We start from the raw sequence: 22,705 nt of genomic DNA, 5'->3' as shown, positions 1-22,705 counted from the left end.
GATGCGTGCGTGAGGTGCGGCGGAGGGCCGGGCAGCGAGGTCGGGTGCGTTCAGGAAGCGGAGTGGATCTCGCGCAGCAGGCCGGTGGTCACGTCGAACACGAACCCGCGCACGTCGTCGGTGTGCAGCAGGAAGGGCGAGGTGCGCACGCGCTGCATCGACTGGCGCACGTCCTGGTCGGCGTCCGTGTAGGCCTCGACGGCCCACGCCGGACGCTGGCCCACCTCGCGCTCCAGGTCCTGGCGGAAGTCCTCGGTGAGGGACTCCAGGCCGCAGTTGGTGTGGTGGATGAGGACCACGCTGCGGGTGCCGAGGGCCCGCTGGCTGATGGTCAGCGAACGGATCACGTCCTCGGTGACCACGCCGCCGGCGTTGCGGATGGTGTGGCAGTCGCCGAGCTCCAGGCCGAGCGCCGCGTGCAGGTCGAGACGGGCGTCCATGCAGGCGACCACGGCGACCTGGAGGACGGGGCGCGCGTCCATGCCCGGATCGCGGAAGTCCTTCGCGTAACCGGCGTTCAGCGCGACGAGCCGGTCGGTGACCTGGCCCCCCTCGCGGACCGCCGCAGCGGTGGACGTCACGGACTCGGCGGGGGAGTGAGCAGAAGTCGACATGGATACGACGTTAGCCTTCCCACCTGGCCCGGGCGGGCTGTGAGAGCGGACAAAAAACGTCAACTCGGCTTGTTGTGAGCTAACCCACAGGACGCGCGGGGATGCACCCGTTCGGGTGGGTTCTCCGCATCCGGACGGGTGGCGCGACTCGCTGCCCGGTTCGTTGATCGCGAATCGATCGAATGGCAGGGTGGACTAAAGTAACGCGAAGTCACCAACCACCTTCCCCGCCCACTGCCCCACCGCACCCCTGCACCTCCTGCATATTCCGTATTTCCCCCGTGATGTGCGGCGTACGTGCGACCCGGCCCTCTCCCGCTCTCGGTCGGCCGACGCCTCTTCCCCGGCGCCGGCGGACCTCCCCTTCAGAGCGGGCGGGGACCAGGACGTACGTGCCGGCCGCGCGGTACAGAGCCTGAGAGGGCGCCTTGAGCCAGACCCGACACGTCCCCGTGATGCTCCAGAGGTGTCTGGACCTGTTGGCCCCGGCTCTCCAGGACCCGGCCCACCCGGAGCCCGTGGTCGTCGACTGCACCCTCGGCCTCGGCGGTCACAGCGAGGCGCTGCTCGCCTCCTTCCCCACCGCCCGGCTGATCGCCCTGGACCGTGACAAGGAGGCGCTCCGCCTCTCCGGTGAACGGCTCGCCCCCTACGGCGACCGCGCCACCCTCGTCCACGCGGTCTACGACGAACTCCCCGACGTCCTCGCGCGGCTCGGGATCCCGAAGGTCCAGGGCGTCCTGTTCGACCTCGGCGTCTCCTCCATGCAACTGGACGAGGCCGACCGCGGATTCGCGTACGCCCAGGACGCCCCGCTCGACATGCGGATGGACCAGAGCACCGGCATGGGCGCCGCCGAGGTGCTCAACACCTACCCGCCCGGCGAACTGGTCCGGATCCTGCGCGCGTACGGCGAGGAGAAGCAGGCCAAGCGGATCGTCTCCGCCGTCGTGCGCGAGCGCGAGAAGGAGCCGTTCAGCAACAGCGCCCGGCTCGTCGAGCTGATCCGCGACGCGCTGCCGCAGGCCGCCAAGCGCACCGGAGGCAACCCCGCGAAGCGGACCTTCCAGGCCCTGCGCATCGAGGTCAACGGCGAGCTGAGCGTCCTGGAGCGGGCCATTCCGGCCGCCGTCCAGTGCCTCGACGTCGGCGGCCGCATCGCCGTGCTGTCCTACCACTCGCTGGAGGACCGGCTGGTCAAGCAGGTCTTCGCGGCCGGCGCCGCCAACACCGCGCCCCCCGGACTGCCCGTCGTCCCCGAGCGCTACCAGCCCCGGCTGAAGCAGCTCACCCGGGGCGCCGAGCTGCCCACCGAGGAGGAGGTCGCCGAGAACCGGCGCGCCGCACCCGCCCGGCTGCGCGGCGCCCAGCGCATCCGCGCGGAGGAGCGATGAACGTCACCCGGCGTCGCCCGGCGCGAAGCGGCCGCCCGGTGCCGGGCGACAGGGGAGCCGTGCGGTGAGCAGACCGGCCGCACCGCTGAAGGGGCGGGCCGCACGGCTCGCCCGGCTGATGCCGTCCACCGGGCCCAGCACCGCGGCCCGCACCCCCTTCGTGCTGCTGGTCGTCCTGCTCCTGGGCGGCGGCCTCATCACCCTGCTCCTGCTGAACTCCGCGCTCAACGAGGGATCGTTCAGGCTCAGCGAGCTGAAGCGGGACACCACCGAGCTCACCGACGAGCAGCAGGCACTCCAGCGCGACGTCGACAGCCGGTCCCAGCCCGACGCCCTGGAACGCCGGGCCCGGGAGCTGGGCATGGTCCCCGGCGGCGCCCCCGCCTTCCTGAACCCCGACGGCACGGTCCGCGGCAACCCCACCGAGGCCACCGCCCCGCCGCCGAGCCCCAGCCCCACGCCGAGCCCCAGCGCCGCCCCGGACCCCGACGCCTCCGGCTCCGCTTCGCCCTCCGGATCCGTATCCGCGACCGAGCCCGACCCCGCGACCGACCCAGCGGCGGAGAGCTCCCCGCCCCCGACGAGCCCCGGCAGGTGACGCAGTGCCGCCCAAGGAACCGCCGCGCCGCCGCGTACCCGGACCGGCCCGCCCCCGTAACGGGGCATCAGGCTCCGGCCGCTCCGGCGCGCGCCCACCGGCCCGCCGCCCCCGTCCCGCCCCGGGGCGCACCGGCGCGCGCCCAGGCGCACAGCGCTCCCTGCGCCTCGGCAGCCCCCGCCCCCGGCTGCGGCTCGTCAGCCTCGGGCTGACGCTGGTCATGCTCGCCTTCGTGGCCCGCCTGCTCCAGGTCCAGGCGGTCGACGCCAGCGCGTACGCGGCCAAGGCCGAGAAGAACCGCTACCTGGAGTACACGGTCGCCGCCGAGCGCGGCGAGATCACCGACCGCAAGGGCGTCGCGCTCGCCACCAGCGTGGACGCGCACAACATCACGGCCGACCCGAAGATGTTCACGCCCGAGGACAGCAAGGCCCCCGACGCGCCCCAGCAGGCCGCGGCCCTGCTCGCCCCGATCCTCGGCAAGGACGTCGACGAGCTGGTCGAGAAGCTCTCCGCGCCGGGCGCCCGCTACACCGTCCTCGCCTACCGGCAGACCCCCCAGGTCTGGAAGCAGATCAAGGACCTCAAGTCCGTCTTCGCCGAGAAGGCGTACGAGGACAAGCTGAAGGGCGGCCCGGGAGCCAACGTCCTGGCCGGCGTCCTCCAGGTGCCGACCACCAAGCGCGTCTACCCCAACGGGGACCTCGCCGCCGGAATACTGGGATTCGTCAGCGCCGACGGCAAGGGCGGCGGCGGCCTCGAATCGCAGCTGAACAAGGAACTCGCGGGCGAGGACGGCAAGATCCGCTACGCCCAGGCCGGCGGCCGTCGGGTTCCCACCGCGGGCGGCAGCGAGATCCCGGCCGTCCCCGGCTCCGACATCGAGCTGACCATCGACCGCGACATCCAGTGGGCCGCCCAGAAGGCCATCAGCGACCAGGTCGAGAAGTCCCGGGCCGACCGCGGCTACGTCATCGTGCAGAACACGCGGACCGGCGAGCTGCTGGCCATGGCCAACTCCCCCGGCTACGACCCCAACGACCTCTCCCAGGTGACCTCCGCCTCCCTCGGCAACGCCGCCCTCCAGGACGTGTACGAGCCCGGCTCCACCAGCAAGGTCATGTCCATGGCCGCCGTACTGGAGGAGAAGGCCGCCACGCCCGGCACCCACGTCACCGTCCCCAACCGGCTGCACCGCGGCGACCGGCTCTTCAAGGACGACGTGGACCACCCCACCTGGTACCTCACGCTCAACGGGGTCCTCGCCAAGTCCAGCAACATCGGGACCATCCTGGCGACCGGTCAGCTCGGCAGGACCCAGGCCGAGTCCAACCGGGTCCTCTACTCCTACCTGCGCAAGTTCGGCCTCGGCTCCAAGACCGGACTCGGCTACCCCGGCGAGTCGCCGGGCCTGCTGGCCCACCCCAAGGACTGGTCGACCTCGCAGCAGTACACGATCCCCTTCGGCCAGGGCCTCTCGCTCAACGCCGTCCAGGCCGCCTCGGTCTACTCCACCATCGCCAACGGCGGCGTACGGATCGCCCCCACCCTCGTCCGCGGCGCCAAGGGATCCGACGGGCGCTTCACGGCGGCCGAGGCCCCCGAGGAGAACCGGGTGGTCAGCGAGAAGACCGCCAAGACCCTGGCGACGATGCTGGAGTCCGTCGTCGACGACCGGGAAGGGACCGGCACCAAGGCCGCCATCCCCGGCTACCGGGTCGCGGGCAAGACCGGCACCGCCAACCGGGTCGACCCCGTCCGCGGCGTCTACAAGGGCTACACCGCCTCCTTCGCCGGCTTCGCCCCCGCCGACAATCCGCAGGTCACCGTCTACTGCGCGATCCAGAACCCCACCAAGGGCAGCTACTTCGGCGGCCAGATCTGCGGCCCGATCTACAAGCAGGTCATGGAGTTCGCGCTCAAGACGCTCCAGACCCCACCGTCCGGCAGCAAGCCGCCCCGGCTGCCGGTGTCCTTCAAACCCGGCGAGTGAACACGGGGATGCGCGAGCATCTCCTCCAAGGGAACCCTCAGTGACAACCATCACCCCCGACCCCGGGAACCGGAACGAGAACCGCCGGAACCAGGGTCCCTCGCTTCGCGAGAGCCCGCACCGGCCCGGTACGCTCACCGCCGTGCCCCACGCTGATCAGTCCCAAACCTCTCAGAAGGACGCGCCTGTGACCTACCCGGGAGCGCCCCGACCGGACCGGCTCCGGCCCACCCCTCTCGGTGAGCTGGCAGACCGGCTCGGCGTCGAAACAGCGGGCTCCGGTGAGATCACCGGAATCACGCACGACTCGCGGGCCGTGCGCCCGGGCGACGTGTACGCGGCCCTGCCCGGCGCCCGCTTCCACGGCGCCGACTTCGCGGCCCAGGCCGCGGGCCTCGGCGCCGCCGCCGTCCTCACCGACCCCGCCGGCGTCGAACGCGCCGCGGCCACCGGCCTGCCGGTGCTGGTCACCGAGGACCCGCGCGCCGTCATGGGCGAGCTGGCCGCCGACATCTACGGGCGGCCCGGCATCGGCCTCCTCCAGCTCGGCATCACCGGAACCTCCGGCAAGACCACCACCGCGTACCTCGTCGAGGGCGGACTGCGCGCCGCCGGACGCTCCACCGGGCTGATCGGCACGGTCGAGATGCGGATCGGCGACGAGCGCATCAAGTCCGAGCGCACCACCCCCGAAGCCACCGACCTCCAGGCCCTGTTCGCCGTCATGCGCGAACGCGGCGTCGAGGCCGTCGCGATGGAGGTCTCCAGCCACGCCCTGGTGCTCGGCCGGGTCGACGGCTGCGTCTTCGACGTCGCCGTCTTCAACAACCTCAGCCCGGAGCACATGGAGTTCCACTCCGGCATGGAGGACTACTTCCAGGCCAAGGCCCAGCTCTTCACCCCCGAACGCAGCCACCGCGGCGTCGTGAACTTCGACGACGAGTACGGCCGCAGGCTCCTGACCGAGTCCGGGGTGCCGGTCACCAGCTTCTCCGCCGAGGGCCACCCGGACGCCGACTGGCACGCCGAGGACGTCGAGGTCGGACCGCAGGACAGCACCTTCACCGCCGTCGGCCCCAAGGGCGAGCGGATCACCGCCCGCGCCCCGCTGCCCGGCCCGTTCAACGTCGCCAACACCCTCGCCGCGATCGTCACGCTGGCCGTCGCGGGCGTCGACCCGCAGACCGCCGCCGACGGCATCGCGGCCGTCCCCGGGGTCCCCGGCCGGCTGGAGCGGGTGGACGCCGGACAGCCCTACCTCGCCGTCGTCGACTACGCGCACAAGACCGACGCCGTCGAGTCCGTCCTGCGCTCCCTGCGCAAGGTCACCGAGGGCAAGGTGCACATCGTCCTCGGCTGCGGCGGCGACCGCGACACCACCAAGCGCGGCCCGATGGGCGCGGCGGCCGCCCGGCTCGCCGACACCGCCGTGCTGACCTCCGACAACCCCCGCTCCGAGGACCCCCTCGCGATCCTCGCCGCGATGCTCTCCGGCGCCGCCGACGTACCCGTCCACGAGCGCGGCGACGTGCTGGTCGACGCCGACCGAGCCTCGGCCATCGCCGCCGCCGTCGCCCGCGCGGAGGCGGGCGACACCGTCCTCGTCGCCGGCAAGGGGCACGAACAGGGCCAGGACATCCACGGGGTGGTACGCGCCTTCGACGACCGCAAGGTCCTGCACGCAGCCATCGAGCGGTCCCTGACGCGCCCCGGCGCCGCGGACCGTGCCCCTCACCTCGAGAACAACAGTCAGGGATGACCAAGTGATCACCCTTTCCCTCGCCGAGATCGCCGAAATCGTCGGCGGGCAGTCGCACGACATACCGGATCCGGCAGTCACCGTGACCGGACCCGTCGTCATCGACTCCCGCGAGGTCGCGCCCGGCAGCCTGTTCGCCGCGTTCGCCGGCGAACGGGTCGACGGCCACGACTACGCCCGGCGCGCCGTGCAGGCGGGTGCGTCGGCCGTGCTGGCGGCCCGCCCCGTCGGCGTTCCGGCGATCGTCGTGGACGACGTCGTCGGCGCGCTCGGAGCCCTCGCCCGTGCCGTCGTGGAGCGCCTCGGCACCACCGTCGTCGGACTCACCGGATCCGCCGGCAAGACGTCCACCAAGGACCTGATCGCGCAGCTCCTCCAGCGCAAGGGCCCGACCGTCTGGACGCCCGGCTCCCTCAACAACGAGATCGGCCTGCCGGTCACGGCCCTGACCGCCACCGCCGAGACCGAGCACCTGGTCCTGGAGATGGGGGCCCGCGGCATCGGCCACATCCGCTACCTGGCCGACCTCACCCCGCCCCGCATCGGCCTCGTCCTCAACGTCGGCTCCGCGCACCTCGGCGAGTTCGGCAGCCGGGAGGCCATCGCCCAGGCCAAGGGCGAGCTGGTCGAGGTCCTGCCCGAGGACGGCTGCGCCGTGCTCAACGCGGACGACCCGCTCGTCCGCGCCATGGCCTCGCGCACCAAGGCCCGCGTGCTGCTCTTCGGAGAAGCCCCGGAAGCGGACGTACGGGGCGAGAAGGTCAGGATGACCGCCGACGGGCGGCCCGCCTTCGAGCTCCACACACCCACCGGGTGCAGCGACGTGACCATGCGCCTGTACGGTGAGCACCACGTGTCGAACGCGCTCGCCGCGGCCGCCGTCGCCCATGAGTTGGGCATGTCCGTGACCGAGATCGCCGAGGCGCTCTCGGAGGCGGGCACCCTCTCCCGCTGGCGCATGGAGGTCACCGAGCGTCCGGACGGTGTGACCGTCGTCAACGACGCCTACAACGCGAACCCCGAATCCATGAGAGCCGCACTGCGTGCGCTGGCTGCCATGGGCCAGGCCCGAGGGGCCGACGGGGGGCGCACCTGGGCGGTGCTCGGTCAGATGGCCGAGCTCGGTGACGCGTCGCTCGCCGAGCACGACGCGGTCGGACGGCTCGCCGTCCGGCTCAACGTCAGCAAGCTCGTCGCTGTCGGGGGGAGAGAAGCCTCCTGGCTGCAACTGGGCGCATATAACGAGGGTTCGTGGGGTGAGGAGTCGGTGCACGTGTCCGACGCACAGGCGGCCGTCGACCTGTTGCGCAGTGAACTGCGCCCGGGAGACGTCGTGCTGGTGAAGGCGTCCCGGTCGGTCGGCCTGGAGAAGGTCGCCCAGGCACTGCTGGAGAACTCGACCGAGGGCGAGGTCGCCGGCCGATGAGGCAGATCCTCTTCGCGGGGGCCATCGGGCTCTTCCTGACCCTGGTCGGTACCCCGCTGCTGATCAAGCTGCTGGCCCGCAAGGGATACGGGCAGTTCATCCGGGACGACGGCCCGCGCACGCACGGCAGCAAGAAGGGCACGCCCACGATGGGCGGCATCGCCTTCATCATGGCGACGATCATCGCGTACCTCCTCGCGAAGGTCATCACGGGTGAGGACATCCGCTACTCCGGCGTCCTCGTGCTGTTCCTGATGGCGGGCATGGGCCTCGTCGGGTTCCTCGACGACTACATCAAGATCGTCAAGCAGCGTTCGCTCGGTCTGCGGGCCAAGGCGAAGATGGCGGGACAGCTGATCGTCGGCATCGCCTTCGCGGTGCTCTCGCTCCAGTTCCCCAACTCCATGGACTACACCCCGGCCTCCACCCGGCTCTCGTTCGTCGAGGACTTCGGCTGGTCGATCGGCCCGGTGCTGTTCTGCGTCTGGGCGCTGTTCATGATCCTCGCCATGTCCAACGGAGTGAACCTCACCGACGGCCTCGACGGGCTGGCCACCGGCGCCTCCGTGATGGTCTTCGGCGCCTACACCTTCATCGGCCTCTGGCAGTTCCAGGAGTCCTGCGCCAACGCGGACAACCTGACCAACCCGAGCGCCTGTTACGAGGTACGCGACCCGCTCGACCTCGCCGTCGTCGCCGCCGCCCTGATGGGCGCCTGCTTCGGCTTCCTGTGGTGGAACACCTCGCCCGCCAAGATCTTCATGGGCGACACCGGCTCGCTCGCCCTCGGCGGGGCCCTCGCGGGCCTCGCGATCCTGTCCCGCACCGAGTTCCTGCTCGCCATCCTCGGCGGCCTCTTCGTGATGATCACCATGTCCGTGGTCATCCAGGTCGGCTCGTTCAAGATGACCGGCAAGCGGGTCTTCCGGATGGCGCCGCTCCAGCACCACTTCGAACTCAAGGGGTGGTCCGAAGTCCTTGTCGTGGTCCGCTTCTGGATCATCCAGGGCATGTGCGTGATCGTCGGCCTCGGCCTCTTCTACGCGGGATGGGCAGCCAAGAAGTGAGCAGCACCGTGGACTGGCAGGGCAAGCACGTCACCGTCGCCGGGCTCGGCGTCAGCGGGATCCCCGCGGCCCGCGCCCTGCACGAGCGCGGCGCGCTCGTCACCGTCGTCAACGACGGCGACGACGAGCGCGCCCGCGCGCAGGCGGCCGAACTGGAGGCGCTCGGCATCACCGTGCGCCTCGGCGACGGCGCCACCCTGCCGCCGTCCACGGAGCTCGTCGTCACCGCCCCCGGCTGGCAGCCGGACAAGCCGCTCTTCCTGGCTGCCGCCGAGGCGGGCGTCCCGGTCTGGGGCGACGTCGAACTGGCCTGGCGCCTGCGCGGTGACGACGGGCGTGCGCCCGCGCCCTGGCTCGCGGTCACCGGCACCAACGGCAAGACCACGACCGTACGGATGCTGGCCTCGATCCTTGAGGCGGCGGGCCTGCGCACCGCGGCCGTCGGCAACATCGGCGTATCGCTGCTGGACGCGGTGCTCGGCGAGACCGAGTACGACGTCCTCGCCGTCGAACTCTCCAGCTACCAGCTGCACTGGGCGCCCTCCCTGCGCGCCCACTCCGCCGCCGTCCTCAACCTGGCCCCGGACCACCTCGACTGGCACGGCTCGATGGCGGCGTACGCCGCCGACAAGGGCCGCGTCTACGAGGGCAACACGGTCGCCTGCGTCTACAACGCGGCCGACCCGGCCACCGAGGACCTGGTGCGCGAGGCCGACGTCGAGGAGGGCTGCCGGGCCATCGGCTTCACCCTCGGCGCCCCCGGCCCCTCGCAGCTCGGCGTGGTCGACGGCATCCTCGTCGACCGGGCGTTCGTCGCCAACCGCCAGAAGCAGGCCCAGGAACTGGCCGAGGTCACCGACGTCAACCCGCCGGCCCCGCACAACATCGCCAACGCCCTCGCCGCCGCGGCCCTCGCCCGCGCCTTCGGCGTGGAACCGGCCGCGGTCCGCGACGGGCTGCGTGCCTTCCGGCCGGACGCCCACCGCATCGAACACGTCGCGGACGTCGGCGAGGTCGCCTACGTGGACGACTCCAAGGCCACCAACACCCACGCCACCGAGGCGTCCCTCGCCGCCTACGACTCCATCGTCTGGATCGCGGGCGGACTGGCGAAGGGCGCCACGTTCGACGAGCTGGTCACCGGTGCGGCGAAGCGGCTGCGCGGGGTCGTGCTGATCGGCGCCGACCGGGCGCTGATCCACGAAGCCCTGACGCGACACGCCCCCGAAGTCCCGGTGGTCGACCTCGACCGGACCGACACTGGAGCGATGTCCGAAGCGGTCGCGCGGGCGGCCGGGCTCGCCCGGCCGGGGGATACGGTACTGCTGGCCCCGGCCTGTGCCTCGATGGACATGTTCACCAACTACAACAAGCGGGGCGAGGCGTTCGCGGACGCGGTCCGCGCACGCGCCGACGAGAGCGCCTGACCGACCGGGCCTCCGCACCCGGGGTCACGGGCCCCTGGCCCGAGCAGTGGAGGGGACAGCGACAATGCCGGCCGACGAGAGATTCGCCGTACGGCGGGACCGCGCACGGACCTCGGTTCCCCGCCCCCTCACCGCGTCGCCCGCGCCCTCCGGAGTATCGCTGCCGGACGGGCTCGCCCTGCGCGGGCGCCTCGCCACCGGGTCCCGGCGTCCGGAGACACCCCGCGGGGCCGGACGCGGCGGCACGGGACCGCGCACCGGGCGCGGCGGCGGACCTCGCCGCACCTACGAGCGGGCACGACGGGCCTGGGACCGGCCCCTGACGGCCTACTACGTGATCCTCGGCTCCAGCCTCCTGATCACCGTGCTGGGCCTGGTGATGGTCTACTCCGCCTCGATGATCAAGGCGCTGGACATCAGCAAGCCCGCGACGTACTTCTTCGGAAAGCAGTTCCTCGCCGCCGTCATCGGCGGTGCGCTGATGCTGCTCGCGGCCCGGATGCCCGTGAAGCTCCACCGGGCGCTGGCCTACCCGATACTGATGGTCACCGTCTTCCTGATGGTCCTGGTCCAGGTGCCGGGGATAGGGATGTCGGTCAACGGCAACCAGAACTGGCTCTACCTGGGCGGCCCGTTCCAGCTCCAGCCCAGCGAGTTCGGCAAGCTGGCCCTCATCCTGTGGGGGGCGGACCTGCTGGCCCGCAAGCAGGACAAGCGGTTGCTGACGCAGTGGAAGCACATGCTCGTGCCGCTCGTGCCGGTCGCCTTCATGCTGCTCGGGCTGATCATGCTCGGCGGCGACATGGGGACCGCGATCATTCTCACGGCGATCCTGTTCGGCCTGCTCTGGCTGGCCGGCGCCCCCACCCGGCTGTTCGCCGGGGTGCTCGGCTTCGCCGCGGTCATCGCGTTCCTGCTGATCAGGACCAGCCCCAACCGGATGTCCCGGCTCGCCTGCATGGGCGTGAGCGAGCCCGATCCGGAGGGCGGCTGCTGGCAGGCCGCACACGGGATCTATGCTCTGGCGTCCGGCGGATGGTTCGGTTCCGGGCTGGGTGCGAGTGTGGAAAAATGGGGTCAACTCCCGGAACCTCACACCGACTTCATCTTCGCCATCACCGGCGAGGAGCTGGGTCTGGCGGGGACGCTGTCCGTGCTCGCCCTGTTCGCGGCCCTAGGCTATGCGGGTATCCGCGTGGCCGGACGCACGGAGGACCCCTTCGTGAGGTTTGCCGCGGGAGGCGTGACCACGTGGATCACGGCCCAGGCCGTGATCAACATCGGTGCGGTGCTCGGCCTGTTGCCGATCGCCGGGGTCCCGCTCCCGCTGTTCTCCTACGGGGGTTCGGCCCTGCTGCCGACGATGTTCGCGGTCGGGCTGATGATCGCCTTCGCACGGGAGGACCCAGCCGCCAAGGCGGCCCTGGCCATGCGGAAGCCCGGGGTGAGATGGAAGACGATGAGACGGCGCGTCAAGAAGCGTCCGTCCGGAGAGCGGTGAATTTCGGTGCATGTCGTACTCGCCGGCGGGGGGACCGCCGGACACATCGAGCCCGCGCTTGCCCTCGCAGACGCCCTGCGCAGGCAGGACCCGACCGTGGGGATCACTGCCCTCGGCACGGAACGCGGACTGGAGACCAGGCTCGTGCCCGAGCGGGGGTACGAGCTCGCGCTCATCCCCGCCGTGCCACTGCCCCGTAAGCCCACGCCCGAACTGATCACCGTCCCGGGCCGGCTGCGCGGCACGATCAAGGCCGCCGAGCAGATCCTGGAGCGCACCAAGGCGGACTGCGTGGTCGGCTTCGGCGGTTACGTCGCGCTGCCCGGCTACCTGGCCGCCAAACGGGCCGGCGTGCCGATCGTGGTCCACGAGGCCAACGCCCGCCCGGGCCTGGCCAACAAGATCGGTTCGCGGTACGCCCACGGGGTCGCCGTCTCCACCCCCGACAGCAAGCTGCGCGGCGCCCGCTACATCGGCATCCCGCTGCGCCGCACCATCGCCACCCTGGACCGCGCCCGGGTCCGCCCGGAGGCCCGCGCCTCCTTCGGCCTCGATCCCAACCTGCCCACGCTGCTGGTCTCCGGCGGCTCGCAGGGCGCGCGCCACCTCAACGAGGTGGTCCAGCGGGTCGCGCCGCTGCTCCAGCGCTCCGGGATCCAGATCCTCCATGTGGTCGGCCCGAAGAACGAATTGCCGCGGATCGACAACATGCCCGGGATGCCGCCCTACATCCCGGTACCGTACGTGGACCGGATGGACCTCGCGTACGCCGCGGCCGACATGATGCTCTGCCGCGCGGGCGCGATGACCGTCGCCGAACTCTCCGCCGTCGGGCTCCCCGCCGCCTACGTCCCGCTGCCCATCGGCAACGGCGAACAGCGGCTCAACGCCCAGCCGGTGGTCAACGCCGGCGGCGGCCTGCTGGTGGACGACGCGGCGCTCACCCCGGAGTGGGTGCAGGGCAACGTCCTGCCGGTACTGTCGGACCCCCACCGGCTGTACGAAATGTCCCGGGCCGCCGCCGAGTTCGGCCGGCGCGACGCCGACGACCTGCTCGTCGGCATGGTGTACGAAGCGATTGCCGCGCGCCGCTAGGCGTCCGGCGCGATGCGGTGCGGACCCGGGGCGGGAGCCCCGGGTCCGGCGAAGGAGCGAGCGTGGCCGGACCGACGACCGCCCAGCGCGGCGCACCCGGACGGGCGGACACCTCCGCCCGTCCGCCGCACATCGGCCCCGAGGGGCCCCGGATCGGCCGCCGCACCCTGCTGATCCTCATCGGCGTCGCGACCGCCCTGCTCGCCGCGTTCGTGATCTGGGTGCTCTACGGCTCCTCCTGGCTCCGCGTCGAGAAGGTCAGCACGAGGGGCGTCGAGGTCCTGACCCGCGAAGAAGTGGAAGCGGTTGCCGCCACACCGATCGGCGCCCCGCTGGTCTCCGTGGACACCGACGCCATGGAGCGCCGATTGCGCCAGAAGTTGCCTCGTATCGACACGGTTGATGTCGTTCGGTCCTGGCCGGACGGCATCGGCCTTAAGGTGACCGAACGGAAGCCGGTCCTGCTGGTCGAAAAAGGCGGCGCGTTCGTGGAAGTGGATGCGAAGGGCGTGCGCTTCGCCACCGTGGACAGGGCGCCGAAGGGCGTGCCCCTGCTGGAGCTGACTCCCGAACCGTCCGCGAGCCTTCGCCGCTTCGGCGGTGACGGTCTGTTGCGGGAAGCGGTCCGGGTCGCCGGAGACCTTCCGGCGGGGGTGGCCGAGGACACCGAGGTCGTACGGGTCACCTCGTACGACGCGATCTCCCTGCGGCTCACCCGGGATCGTGTGGTGACCTGGGGGAGCGGCGAGGACGGGCCGGTGAAGGCCAACGTCCTCGTCGCCCTGATGAAAGCCGCGCCCAAAGCGGCACAGTTCGACGTAAGTGCTCCCACCGCCCCGGCGGTATCGGCGAGTTGACGGGTATTTGTGCTGGCCAGCACCCTGGTTGGTCAGCGCTACGGGTGATCACATAGGGTGAAAAGAAAAACGGGAGGTTCGGCGTGTTCGTTGAACGTGCGCCACTTGTCGACTTAGTGTCCTGTTCGGAAGAGTCCAGGAAGCAGACACACTGGTAACCCTAAACTTCAACGTTAGGGTTTGGGTCGGCGTTCGGACCGTCCCCATCGACATCAGTCGTCGCCGCGGGGCTACCGCAGAGCGACGACACGTAACTCGAGGCGAGAGGCCTTCGACGTGGCAGCACCGCAGAACTACCTCGCAGTCATCAAGGTCATCGGTGTCGGCGGCGGTGGTGTCAATGCCATCAACCGAATGATCGAGGTCGGCCTCAAGGGCGTCGAGTTCATCGCGATCAACACGGACGCACAAGCCCTGTTGATGAGCGACGCCGACGTCAAGCTCGACGTCGGCCGCGAACTCACCCGGGGCCTCGGCGCCGGGGCGAACCCGGCCGTCGGTCGTAAGGCGGCAGAGGACCACCGTGAGGAGATCGAGGAGGTCCTCAAGGGGGCCGACATGGTCTTCGTCACCGCAGGAGAGGGCGGCGGCACCGGCACCGGCGGCGCACCCGTCGTCGCCAACATCGCGCGCTCGCTCGGCGCCCTGACGATCGGCGTGGTCACCCGCCCGTTCACCTTCGAGGGCCGGCGACGCGCAAACCAGGCGGAGGACGGCATCGCCGAACTCCGCGAAGAGGTCGACACCCTCATCGTCATTCCCAACGACCGACTGCTGTCCATCTCGGACCGCCAGGTCAGCGTGCTCGACGCGTTCAAGTCGGCCGACCAGGTGCTGCTCTCGGGTGTCCAGGGCATCACCGACCTCATCACCACCCCGGGTCTGATCAACCTCGACTTCGCCGACGTCAAGTCGGTCATGTCCGAGGCCGGATCGGCGCTCATGGGCATCGGCTCGGCGCGCGGCGACGACCGCGCGGTGGCGGCCGCGGAGATGGCGATCTCCTCGCCCCTCCTGGAAGCCTCCATCGACGGCGCCCGCGGCGTCCTCCTCTCCATCTCCGGCGGCAGCGACCTCGGTCTCTTCGAGATCAACGAGGCCGCCCAACTGGTGAGCGAGGCGGCGCACCCCGAGGCCAACATCATCTTCGGCGCCGTCATCGACGACGCCCTGGGCGACGAGGTGCGGGTCACCGTGATCGCGGCGGGCTTCGACGGCGGACAGCCGCCGGCCCGCCGGGAGAACGTCCTCGGCGCGAGCAGCAACAAGCGCGAGGAGCAGGCCGCTCCGGCCAGGCCCTCCGCCGAGTCCACGCGCCCGACGGGCGGACTCGGTTCCGTGCCTCCGCGCGAGGAGAGCCCGGCCCCGGCCGAGCCCGCCCCCGCGTCGGCTTCGCAGGAGAGCGCGCTCGGGCCGGTCTCTCCGCCGCACGTCCCGCCGGCCCGTCCCTACCAGGACACCCAGGCCGAAGAGCTGGACGTTCCGGACTTCTTGAAGTGATAGCTCAGCACCGGGCGGTACCCGTCACGGGCAGCGCTCACTTCGCCTTCACCGACCGGTGGGGCGGAGTGAGCGCCGCTCCGTACGGTGAGCTCAACCTCGGCGGCGCGGTCGGCGACGACCCCGCCGCCGTCGGCGCGAACCGGGAGCGTGCGGCCCGTCGCCTCGGTCTCGACCCGGCCCGCGTCGTCTGGATGAACCAGGTGCACGGCCGGGACGTCGCCGTGGTGGACGGACCCTGGGGCGCGGACGCGGAGATTCCGGCCGTGGACGCGGTGGTGACCGCCCGTCGCGGACTGGCGCTCGCGGTCCTCACCGCCGACTGCACTCCCGTTCTTCTCGTCGACCCGGCCGCCGGGATCGTCGGGGCGGCGCACGCCGGGCGGCCGGGACTGGTCGCCGGGGTCGTTCCGGCGGCGGTCGAGGCCATGGTCGCGCTCGGCGCACACCCCTCCCGGATCACCGCGCACACCGGACCGGCCGTCTGCGGGCGGTGTTACGAAGTGCCGGAGGCGATGCGGGCCGAGGTCGCCGACGCCGTCCCCGGCACCTGGTCCGAGACCAGCTGGGGAACGCCGGCGGTCGACGTCACCGGCGGAGTCCACGCCCAGCTCGCCGCCCTCGGGGTGACGGACCGGCACTCCTCGCCGTACTGCACCCTGGAATCGGGCGACCACTTCTCGTACCGCCGCGACCGCACCACCGGGCGGCTCGCCGCATATGTCTGGTTGGACTGATAGGGCATGACGGATCGTAAGGCTGAACTCGCCGCGAATCTGGCACAGGTGGAGGAAAGGATCGCCTCCTCCTGCGCCGCGGCCGGTCGAAAGCGCGAGGAAGTGACCCTGATCGTGGTCACCAAGACCTACCCCGCGAGCGATGTGCGGATCCTGCATGAACTCGGTGTGCGCCATGTCGCGGAGAATCGTGACCAGGACGCGGCCCCCAAAGCCACCGCTTGTGCGGATCTTTCGCTGACATGGCACTTTGTCGGACAATTGCAGACGAACAAGGTTCGGTCTGTGACCGGTTATGCCGATGTCGTGCAGTCGGTGGACCGCGCCAAGCTGGTCACCGCCCTCTCCGCCGCCGCGGTGCGCGGGGAGCGTGGACTCGGCTGCCTGATCCAGGTCGCCCTGGACGCGGAGAGCGGCGAGCGCGGTGAGCGCGGCGGCGTCGCCCCGGACGGGGTCGAGGAGTTGGCGGCCGCGATCGGCGCGGCTCCCGGACTCCGGCTCGACGGACTGATGACCGTGGCGCCGCTGGCAGGGGAGTACGCGGGCCGGCAACGGGCCGCGTTCGACCGGCTGATGGAAATCTCGTCCCGCCTGCGCGCCGGTCATCCGGCTGCGAACATGGTCTCCGCGGGTATGAGCGGGGACCTGGAGGACGCGGTGGCGGCCGGAGCGACACATGTACGCGTCGGTACGGCGGTACTCGGAGTCCGACCCAGGCTCGGGTAACGTCGCGAAGCAAGTCGGACCACAGCAGAAAATATGGTCATTACCGCTCACAGCGGGTAGGCCACCGTGGATCGCGGGCACTTGGTGACGAATGCCGATCCACCACAGAGCGGAGGACTCGGAGCATGGCCGGCGCGATGCGCAAGATGGCGGTCTACCTCGGCCTCGTGGAGGACGATGGGTACGACGGTCCGGGGTTCGACCCCGATGACGAATTCGAACCTGAGCCGGAGCCCGAGCGCGACCGGCGGCGGCATCAGCCCCCGCACCAGGTGGAGCGGGAACGCGAGCGCGAAAGGGACGAACCGGTACGAGTTGTACAACCGCCCGCCCAGCGCGAGCCCGTTCAGCTCCCCGCGGAAAGCCCGCGACCCGCCCGGATCGCCCCCGTGGCATCCATCACACCTGAACGCCCGAACATGGAGAAGAACGCACCGGTGATCATGCCCAAGGTCGTGTCCGAGCGGGAGCCGTACCGCATCACCACGCTGCACCCCAGGACCTACAACGAGGCCCGTACCATCGGGGAACACTTCCGTGAGGGCACTCCGGTGATCATGAATCTCACGGAGATGGACGACACGGACGCGAAGCGACTTGTCGACTTTGCCGCGGGACTCGTCTTCGGTCTCCATGGCAGCATTGAACGCGTGACGCAGAAGGTGTTCCTGTTGTCGCCTGCTAACGTCGATGTCACGGCGGAGGACAAGGCCCGCATCGCAGAGGGCGGATTCTTCAACCAGAGCTGAGAACACGACACCGGGAACAACCCGGCCGAGAGGCCGGTGCCGGCCACGAGGCCGGAGCTGACGAGAGCCAGGGGAGAGGGAACAGCGGGACATGGGCGTCGCACTGGATGTGGTCTATATCGCGCTGATGTGTTTCCTCATCGTGCTGATCTTCCGGCTGGTCATGGACTATGTCTTCCAGTTCGCACGTTCATGGCAACCCGGCAAGGCGATGGTGGTCGTACTTGAGGCCACCTACACTGTCACCGATCCACCGCTCAAGCTTCTGCGGCGGTTCATTCCGCCGCTGCGTCTCGGGGGCGTGGCACTCGACCTGTCCTTCTTCGTTCTGATGATCATCGTCTACATCCTGATCAGCGTTGTGGTCAGGTTGTGAGCGATACGGTCTTGCCGACTGCCGACGACTACGTAGAGGTGAAGAAGAGATGCCGTTGACCCCCGAGGACGTGCGGAACAAGCAGTTCACGACCGTCCGCCTCCGAGAAGGCTATGACGAGGACGAGGTCGATGCCTTTCTCGACGAGGTCGAATCGGAGCTGACCCGTCTGCTCCGTGAGAACGAGGACCTGCGCGCCAAGCTGGCCGCCGCGACGCGTGCCGCCGCGCAGAACCAGCAGCAGCAACAGCAGCAGCAGGGTATGCGCAAGCCTCCGGAGCAGCAGGATCGCCCGGGTGCTCCCGTTCCCGCCGCCATATCAGGACCGCCGCAGCAGCAGCAGCCCCCGCAGATGGGTCCGCCCCAGCTGCCCGGTGGCGCGCCGCAGCTGCCCGCAGGTCCCAGTGGCCACGGCCCCCAGGGCGGCCACGGCCCCGGTCCGCAGGGCCCGCACGGCCCCGGCCCGATGCAGGGCGGTCCCATGGGTGGCCCGATGGGCGGCCCCATGGGTCAGCACCCCCAGCAGCAGCAGCAGATGCAGCAGATGCAGCCGCCGCAGATGCAGCAGCAGGGGCAGGGCCCCGGCGGCGACAGCGCCGCCCGTGTCCTCTCGCTCGCACAGCAGACCGCCGACCAGGCGATCGCGGAAGCCCGTTCCGAGGCCAACAAGATCGTCGGCGAGGCGCGCAGCCGTGCCGAGGGCCTGGAGCGCGACGCGCGTGCCAAGGCCGACGCCCTGGAGCGGGACGCGCAGGAGAAGCACCGCGTGGCGATGGGCTCGCTGGAGTCGGCCCGCGCGACGCTGGAGCGCAAGGTCGAGGACCTGCGTGGCTTCGAGCGCGAGTACCGCACGCGGCTGAAGTCCTACCTGGAGAGCCAGCTGCGTCAGCTGGAGACCCAGGCGGACGACTCGCTCGCCCCGCCGCGGACTCCGGCAGCCGCTTCGCTGCCGCCGTCCCCCTCGCTGGCCCCGGCCGGCGCGGGTGCGATGGGTCACTCCATGGGCGGCTCCAACCACGGTGGCCACGGCGGCCAGCAGATGGGTGGCGGCCCGTCCACGATGGGCGGCGCGCCGTCCTACGGTGGCCAGCAGCAGATGTCGCCCGCGATGACGCAGCCGATGGCACCGGTTCGGCCGCAGGCGCCGCAGCCGATGCAGCAGGCGCCTTCGCCGATGCGCGGGTTCCTGATCGACGAGGACGACAACTGAGCGGTTCGCGCTCGCTGAGCGCGTAGCCGTCGGCAGGCAGAGGGCCGGGCCCCGGGATTCCCCGGGGCCCGGCCCTTTGGCGTGGGCTCGGCCGCCCTTGCCGGGCCGGGTGCGGGTGGGGCGCCTGCGGCGGGCTGTTCCCCTACCCATCCCCAAGCTCTCGACTTCGTTCGAGCAGGGGAGGCCCCACTCTTCCCGAGACCGGGGCGCTGCCCCGGACCCCGCTCCTCAATCGCCGGAGGGGCTTGAGTGGGCCCGGCCCACTTCTCAGGCGCGGGGGTTCGGGGGCGGAGCCCCTGAGGGGGACAGCGAAGGGCCCGGCCGACGTGTTGCGTCGGCCGGGCCCTGGGTCCTGCGGGCTACCGCTACCGCTTGCGCAGGCGGAACCTCAGCTCCAGGCCCTCGTCCGCGAACACCTCGCCGTAGGTCTCGTCCGCCTCACCCTCCGCGTAGTCCGGGGCGAGCACCTCCTCGGAGATCAGCGGGGTGTGCTCGGTGAGGGCCTCCACCGTCGCCGGGGACGTCGAGGTCCAACGGACGGCGATGCGGTCCGCGACGTCCAGGCCGCTGTTCTTGCGGGCCTCCTGGATCAGGCGGATCGCGTCACGGGCCAGGCCCGCGCGGCGCAGTTCCGGGGTGATCTCCAGGTCCAGGGCGACGGTCGCGCCCGAGTCCGAGGCGACCGACCAGCCCTCGCGCGGGGTCTCCGTGATGATGACCTCGTCGGGGGAGAGGGTGATCCGCTCGCCGTCGACCTCCACCGCCGCCGTGCCCTCGCGGAGTGCCAGGGAGAGGGCGGCCGCGTCCGTGTTCGCCACCGCCTTGGCCACCGCCTGGACGCCCTTGCCGAACCGCTTGCCCAGGGCGCGGAAGTTGGCCTTCGCCGTCGTGTCGACCAGGGAGCCGCCCACCTCCGAGAGCGAGGCCAGCGACGTGACGTTCAGCTCCTCCGTGATCTGCGCGCGCAGTTCGGGGGAGAGGTCGGTGAAGCCCGTCGCCGCCACCAGCGCACGCGACAGCGGCTGACGGGTCTTCACTCCCGACTCGGCGCGCGTGGCCCGGCCCAGCTCCACCAGGCGGCGCACCAGCGCCATCTGCGTGGAGAGCGTCGGGTCGATCACCGACAGGTCCGCCTTCGGCCAGGAGGACAGGTGGACCGACTCCGGGGCGTCGGGCGTGACCGGCGCCACCAGGTCCTGCCAGACCCGCTCCGTGATGAACGGGGTCAGCGGGGCCATCAGCCGGGTCACCGTCTCGACGACCTCGTGCAGCGTGCGCAGCGCCGCCTTGTCGCCCTGCCAGAAGCGGCGGCGCGAGCGGCGTACGTACCAGTTGGAGAGGTCGTCCACGAACGCCGAGAGCAGCTTGCCGGCGCGCTGGGTGTCGTACCCCTCCATCGCGACGGTCATCTGGTCGACCAGCGCGTTCAGTTCGCTGAGCAGCCAGCGGTCCAGGACCGTGCGGTCCGCCGGGGCCGGGTCGGCCTCCGAGGGGGCCCAGCCCGACGTGCGCGCGTACAGGGCCTGGAAGGCGACCGTGTTCCAGTAGGTGAGGAGTGTCTTGCGGACGACCTCCTGGATCGTGCCGTGGCCCACGCGCCGTGCCGCCCACGGGGAGCCGCCCGCCGCCATGAACCACCGCACCGCGTCCGCCCCGTGCTGGTCCATCAGCGGGATCGGCTGGAGGATGTTGCCCAGGTGCTTGGACATCTTGCGGCCGTCCTCGGCGAGGATGTGGCCCAGGCAGACGACGTTCTCGTAACTCGACTTGTCGAAGACCAGGGTGCCGACCGCCATCAGCGTGTAGAACCAGCCGCGGGTCTGGTCGATGGCCTCCGAGATGAACTGCGCCGGGTAGCGGCTCTCGAAGACCTCCTTGTTCTTGTACGGGTAGCCCCACTGCGCGAACGGCATCGAACCCGAGTCGTACCAGGCGTCGATGACCTCCGGGACGCGGTACGCCTCCAGTTGGCAGTTCTCCCGCGTGCAGGTGAAGCTGATCTCGTCGATGAACGGGCGGTGCGGGTCGAGGGCCGACTGGTCGGCGCCCGTGAGTTCCGTCAGTTCGGCGCGTGAGCCCACGCAGGTGAGGTGGTCGTCCTCGCAGCGCCAGATCGGCAGCGGCGTGCCCCAGTAGCGGTTACGGGAGAGCGCCCAGTCGACGTTGTTGTTCAGCCAGTCGCCGAAGCGGCCGTTCTTGACCGAGTCCGGGAACCAGTTGGTCTTCTCGTTCTCCTCAAGGAGCCGGTCCTTGATCGCCGTCGTCCTGATGTACCAGGACGGCTGCGCGTAGTAGAGCAGCGCCGTGTGGCAGCGCCAGCAGTGCGGGTAGCTGTGCTCGTAGGGGACGTGGCGGAAGAGCTTGCCGCGCGCGTCCAGGTCCGCGGTGAGCGCCTCGTCGGCCTTCTTGAAGAAGACGCCGCCCACGAGGGGGAGGTCTTCCTCGAACGTGCCGTCCGGGCGGACCGGGTTGACCACCGGCAGGCCGTACGCACGGCAGACCGCGAGGTCGTCGGCGCCGAACGCGGGGGACTGGTGGACCAGACCCGTACCGTCCTCGGTCGTGACGTACTCGGCGTTGACGACGTAGTGCGCCTCGGCCGGGAAGTCGACCAGGGCGAACGGGCGCTCGTAGCTCCAGCGCTCCATCTCCGCGCCGGTGAACGACTGGCCGGTGGCCTCCCAGCCCTCGCCCAGGGCCTTCTCCAGGAGCGGCTCGGCGACGACGAGCTTCTCCTCGCCGTCGGTCGCCACGACGTAGCGGACCCCGGGGTGGGCGGCGACCGCCGTGTTGGAGACCAGCGTCCAGGGGGTGGTCGTCCAGACCAGGAGGGCCGCCTCGCCGGCCAGCGGGCCGGAGGTGAGCGGGAAGCGGACGAAGACCGAGGGGTCGACGACCGTCTCGTAGCCCTGGGCCAGCTCGTGGTCGGACAGGCCGGTGCCGCAACGCGGGCACCAGGGGGCGACACGGTGGTCCTGGACCAGCAGGTCCTTGTTGAAGATCTCCTTGAGCGACCACCACACGGAGTCCACGTACTCCGGGTCCATCGTGCGGTACGCGTCGTCCAGATCGACCCAGTAACCCATGCGGGTCGTCAGCTCGGCGAAGGCGTCGGTGTGCCGGGTCACCGACTCGCGGCACTTGGCGTTGAACTCGGCGATGCCGAACGCCTCGATGTCCTTCTTGCCGTTGAAGCCCAGCTCCTTCTCGACCGCGAGCTCGACCGGCAGGCCGTGGCAGTCCCAGCCGGCCTTGCGGCCGACGTGGTAGCCCTGCATGGTGCGGAAGCGGGGGAAGACGTCCTTGAAGACGCGGGCCTCGATGTGATGGGCGCCCGGCATGCCGTTGGCGGTGGGCGGGCCCTCGTAGAAGACCCACTCGGGGCGGCCCTCGGACTGGTCGAGGCTCTTGGCGAAGACCTTGCTCTCGCGCCAGAAGTCGAGCACGGCGTGTTCGAGCGCGGGCAGGTCGACCTGGGCGGGTACCTGGCGGTACTGCGGCGATGTCATGTGCGGCTTCCTCCGGCGGACGTCTTCCACTTCCGTCGGAGGGACGAGAGCGTCTCGGCTCCCGCGGTACCACCCTCCTTGGCCCCGGGCACAGGCCCGTGGCCCCCTCATTGGGGTCGCGATGCCGGGTCTAGTGACCTTGCGCCGACGGGCGGGGCCCACGGTTC

Annotated in this window: 18 protein-coding genes; 16 read left to right on the top strand and 2 right to left on the bottom strand. The window is 70.9% G+C overall.

Translation table 11 applies throughout. The features are described from left to right. Positions 1-50 precede the first annotated feature (50 nt). Positions 51-614 carry a carbonic anhydrase gene (locus OG245_RS08790; protein WP_351054498.1) on the bottom strand — a complete coding sequence of 188 codons (564 nt, stop codon included), beginning with the start codon at positions 612-614 and terminating at the stop codon, positions 51-53. 428 nt (positions 615-1,042) lie between these two features. Between OG245_RS08790 and rsmH the strand changes: the two genes are divergently transcribed. The 16 genes from rsmH (at position 1,043) to OG245_RS08710 (ending at position 19,029) form a co-directional block, all read left to right on the top strand. Further along, a complete protein-coding gene (gene rsmH, locus OG245_RS08785; protein WP_371622959.1) occupies positions 1,043-2,008 on the top strand; it encodes a 16S rRNA (cytosine(1402)-N(4))-methyltransferase RsmH in 966 nt (321 codons plus the stop codon). A 64-nt stretch (positions 2,009-2,072) separates the two neighbouring features. Continuing rightward, complete coding sequence (locus OG245_RS08780) at positions 2,073-2,606, top strand: septum formation initiator family protein (RefSeq protein ID WP_371622958.1); 534 nt, start codon at positions 2,073-2,075, stop codon at positions 2,604-2,606. A 4-nt stretch (positions 2,607-2,610) separates the two neighbouring features. Beyond that, a complete protein-coding gene (locus tag OG245_RS08775; RefSeq protein WP_371622957.1) occupies positions 2,611-4,599 on the top strand; it encodes a peptidoglycan D,D-transpeptidase FtsI family protein in 1,989 nt (662 codons plus the stop codon). A 40-nt stretch (positions 4,600-4,639) separates the two neighbouring features. After that, entirely contained in the window at positions 4,640-6,358 is a 1,719-nt protein-coding gene (locus tag OG245_RS08770) for a UDP-N-acetylmuramoyl-L-alanyl-D-glutamate--2,6-diaminopimelate ligase (RefSeq protein WP_371622956.1), read from the top strand. 4 nt (positions 6,359-6,362) lie between these two features. Next, the gene (murF, locus tag OG245_RS08765; protein ID WP_371622955.1) at positions 6,363-7,784 is read left to right on the top strand and encodes a UDP-N-acetylmuramoyl-tripeptide--D-alanyl-D-alanine ligase; all 1,422 of its coding nucleotides are present in this window, start codon (positions 6,363-6,365) and stop codon (positions 7,782-7,784) included. Next, positions 7,781-8,851, top strand: coding sequence for a phospho-N-acetylmuramoyl-pentapeptide-transferase (gene mraY / locus OG245_RS08760; protein ID WP_371622954.1), 1,071 nt, complete (start codon positions 7,781-7,783; stop codon positions 8,849-8,851). The genes murF and mraY overlap by 4 nt, the downstream gene beginning before the upstream one ends. Then, positions 8,833-10,278: a UDP-N-acetylmuramoyl-L-alanine--D-glutamate ligase gene (gene murD, locus OG245_RS08755; protein WP_371622953.1), complete on the top strand. Its 1,446-nt coding sequence runs from the start codon at positions 8,833-8,835 to the stop codon at positions 10,276-10,278. Before mraY ends, murD begins: the two co-directional genes overlap by 19 nt. A 64-nt stretch (positions 10,279-10,342) precedes the next feature. Beyond that, a complete protein-coding gene (gene ftsW, locus OG245_RS08750; protein WP_371622952.1) occupies positions 10,343-11,779 on the top strand; it encodes a putative lipid II flippase FtsW in 1,437 nt (478 codons plus the stop codon). A 6-nt stretch (positions 11,780-11,785) separates the two neighbouring features. Then, on the top strand, positions 11,786-12,874 hold the full coding sequence (gene murG, locus OG245_RS08745; protein ID WP_007451369.1) for an undecaprenyldiphospho-muramoylpentapeptide beta-N-acetylglucosaminyltransferase: 1,089 nt from the start codon (positions 11,786-11,788) through the stop codon (positions 12,872-12,874). Between the two features lie 62 nt (positions 12,875-12,936). Then, the gene (locus OG245_RS08740; RefSeq protein ID WP_371622951.1) at positions 12,937-13,731 is read left to right on the top strand and encodes a cell division protein FtsQ/DivIB; all 795 of its coding nucleotides are present in this window, start codon (positions 12,937-12,939) and stop codon (positions 13,729-13,731) included. Positions 13,732-14,007: 276 nt separating this feature from the next. Further along, entirely contained in the window at positions 14,008-15,231 is a 1,224-nt protein-coding gene (gene ftsZ, locus OG245_RS08735) for a cell division protein FtsZ (protein ID WP_371622950.1), read from the top strand. Further along, positions 15,228-15,968: a peptidoglycan editing factor PgeF gene (gene pgeF / locus OG245_RS08730; RefSeq protein ID WP_371622949.1), complete on the top strand. Its 741-nt coding sequence runs from the start codon at positions 15,228-15,230 to the stop codon at positions 15,966-15,968. Before ftsZ ends, pgeF begins: the two co-directional genes overlap by 4 nt. A 6-nt stretch (positions 15,969-15,974) precedes the next feature. Beyond that, on the top strand, positions 15,975-16,694 hold the full coding sequence (locus tag OG245_RS08725) for a YggS family pyridoxal phosphate-dependent enzyme (protein WP_371622948.1): 720 nt from the start codon (positions 15,975-15,977) through the stop codon (positions 16,692-16,694). Between the two features lie 125 nt (positions 16,695-16,819). Further along, complete coding sequence (locus tag OG245_RS08720) at positions 16,820-17,443, top strand: cell division protein SepF (RefSeq protein ID WP_371622947.1); 624 nt, start codon at positions 16,820-16,822, stop codon at positions 17,441-17,443. 91 nt (positions 17,444-17,534) lie between these two features. After that, positions 17,535-17,819: a YggT family protein gene (locus OG245_RS08715; protein WP_006123846.1), complete on the top strand. Its 285-nt coding sequence runs from the start codon at positions 17,535-17,537 to the stop codon at positions 17,817-17,819. Between the two features lie 49 nt (positions 17,820-17,868). Beyond that, entirely contained in the window at positions 17,869-19,029 is a 1,161-nt protein-coding gene (locus tag OG245_RS08710; RefSeq protein WP_371622946.1) for a DivIVA domain-containing protein, read from the top strand. A 365-nt stretch (positions 19,030-19,394) separates the two neighbouring features. On the opposite strand, the gene ileS is transcribed toward OG245_RS08710, so the two are convergent. Then, positions 19,395-22,538 (bottom strand): isoleucine--tRNA ligase, encoded by a 3,144-nt coding sequence (ileS, locus tag OG245_RS08705; protein ID WP_371622945.1) that lies wholly within the window; start codon positions 22,536-22,538, stop codon positions 19,395-19,397. Between the last annotated feature and the right edge of the window lie 167 nt (positions 22,539-22,705).

The sequence above is a fragment of the Streptomyces sp. NBC_01116 genome (assembly GCF_041435495.1).
GTDB lineage: Bacteria > Actinomycetota > Actinomycetes > Streptomycetales > Streptomycetaceae > Streptomyces.
The sequence above is the reverse complement of the archived record's forward strand: the minus strand, read 5'-3'. Positions and strand labels throughout refer to the sequence as shown.

Coding starts and splice junctions, on each gene's coding strand:
- OG245_RS08790 (WP_351054498.1), bottom strand. CDS start 614: ATGTCGACTTCTGCTCACTCCCCCGCCGAGTCCGTGACGTCCACCGCT.
- mraY (WP_371622954.1), top strand. CDS start 7,781: ATGAGGCAGATCCTCTTCGCGGGGGCCATCGGGCTCTTCCTGACCCTG.
- murD (WP_371622953.1), top strand. CDS start 8,833: ATGGGCAGCCAAGAAGTGAGCAGCACCGTGGACTGGCAGGGCAAGCAC.
- ftsW (WP_371622952.1), top strand. CDS start 10,343: ATGCCGGCCGACGAGAGATTCGCCGTACGGCGGGACCGCGCACGGACC.
- OG245_RS08725 (WP_371622948.1), top strand. CDS start 15,975: ATGACGGATCGTAAGGCTGAACTCGCCGCGAATCTGGCACAGGTGGAG.
- OG245_RS08720 (WP_371622947.1), top strand. CDS start 16,820: ATGGCCGGCGCGATGCGCAAGATGGCGGTCTACCTCGGCCTCGTGGAG.
- OG245_RS08715 (WP_006123846.1), top strand. CDS start 17,535: ATGGGCGTCGCACTGGATGTGGTCTATATCGCGCTGATGTGTTTCCTC.
- OG245_RS08710 (WP_371622946.1), top strand. CDS start 17,869: ATGCCGTTGACCCCCGAGGACGTGCGGAACAAGCAGTTCACGACCGTC.
- ileS (WP_371622945.1), bottom strand. CDS start 22,538: ATGACATCGCCGCAGTACCGCCAGGTACCCGCCCAGGTCGACCTGCCC.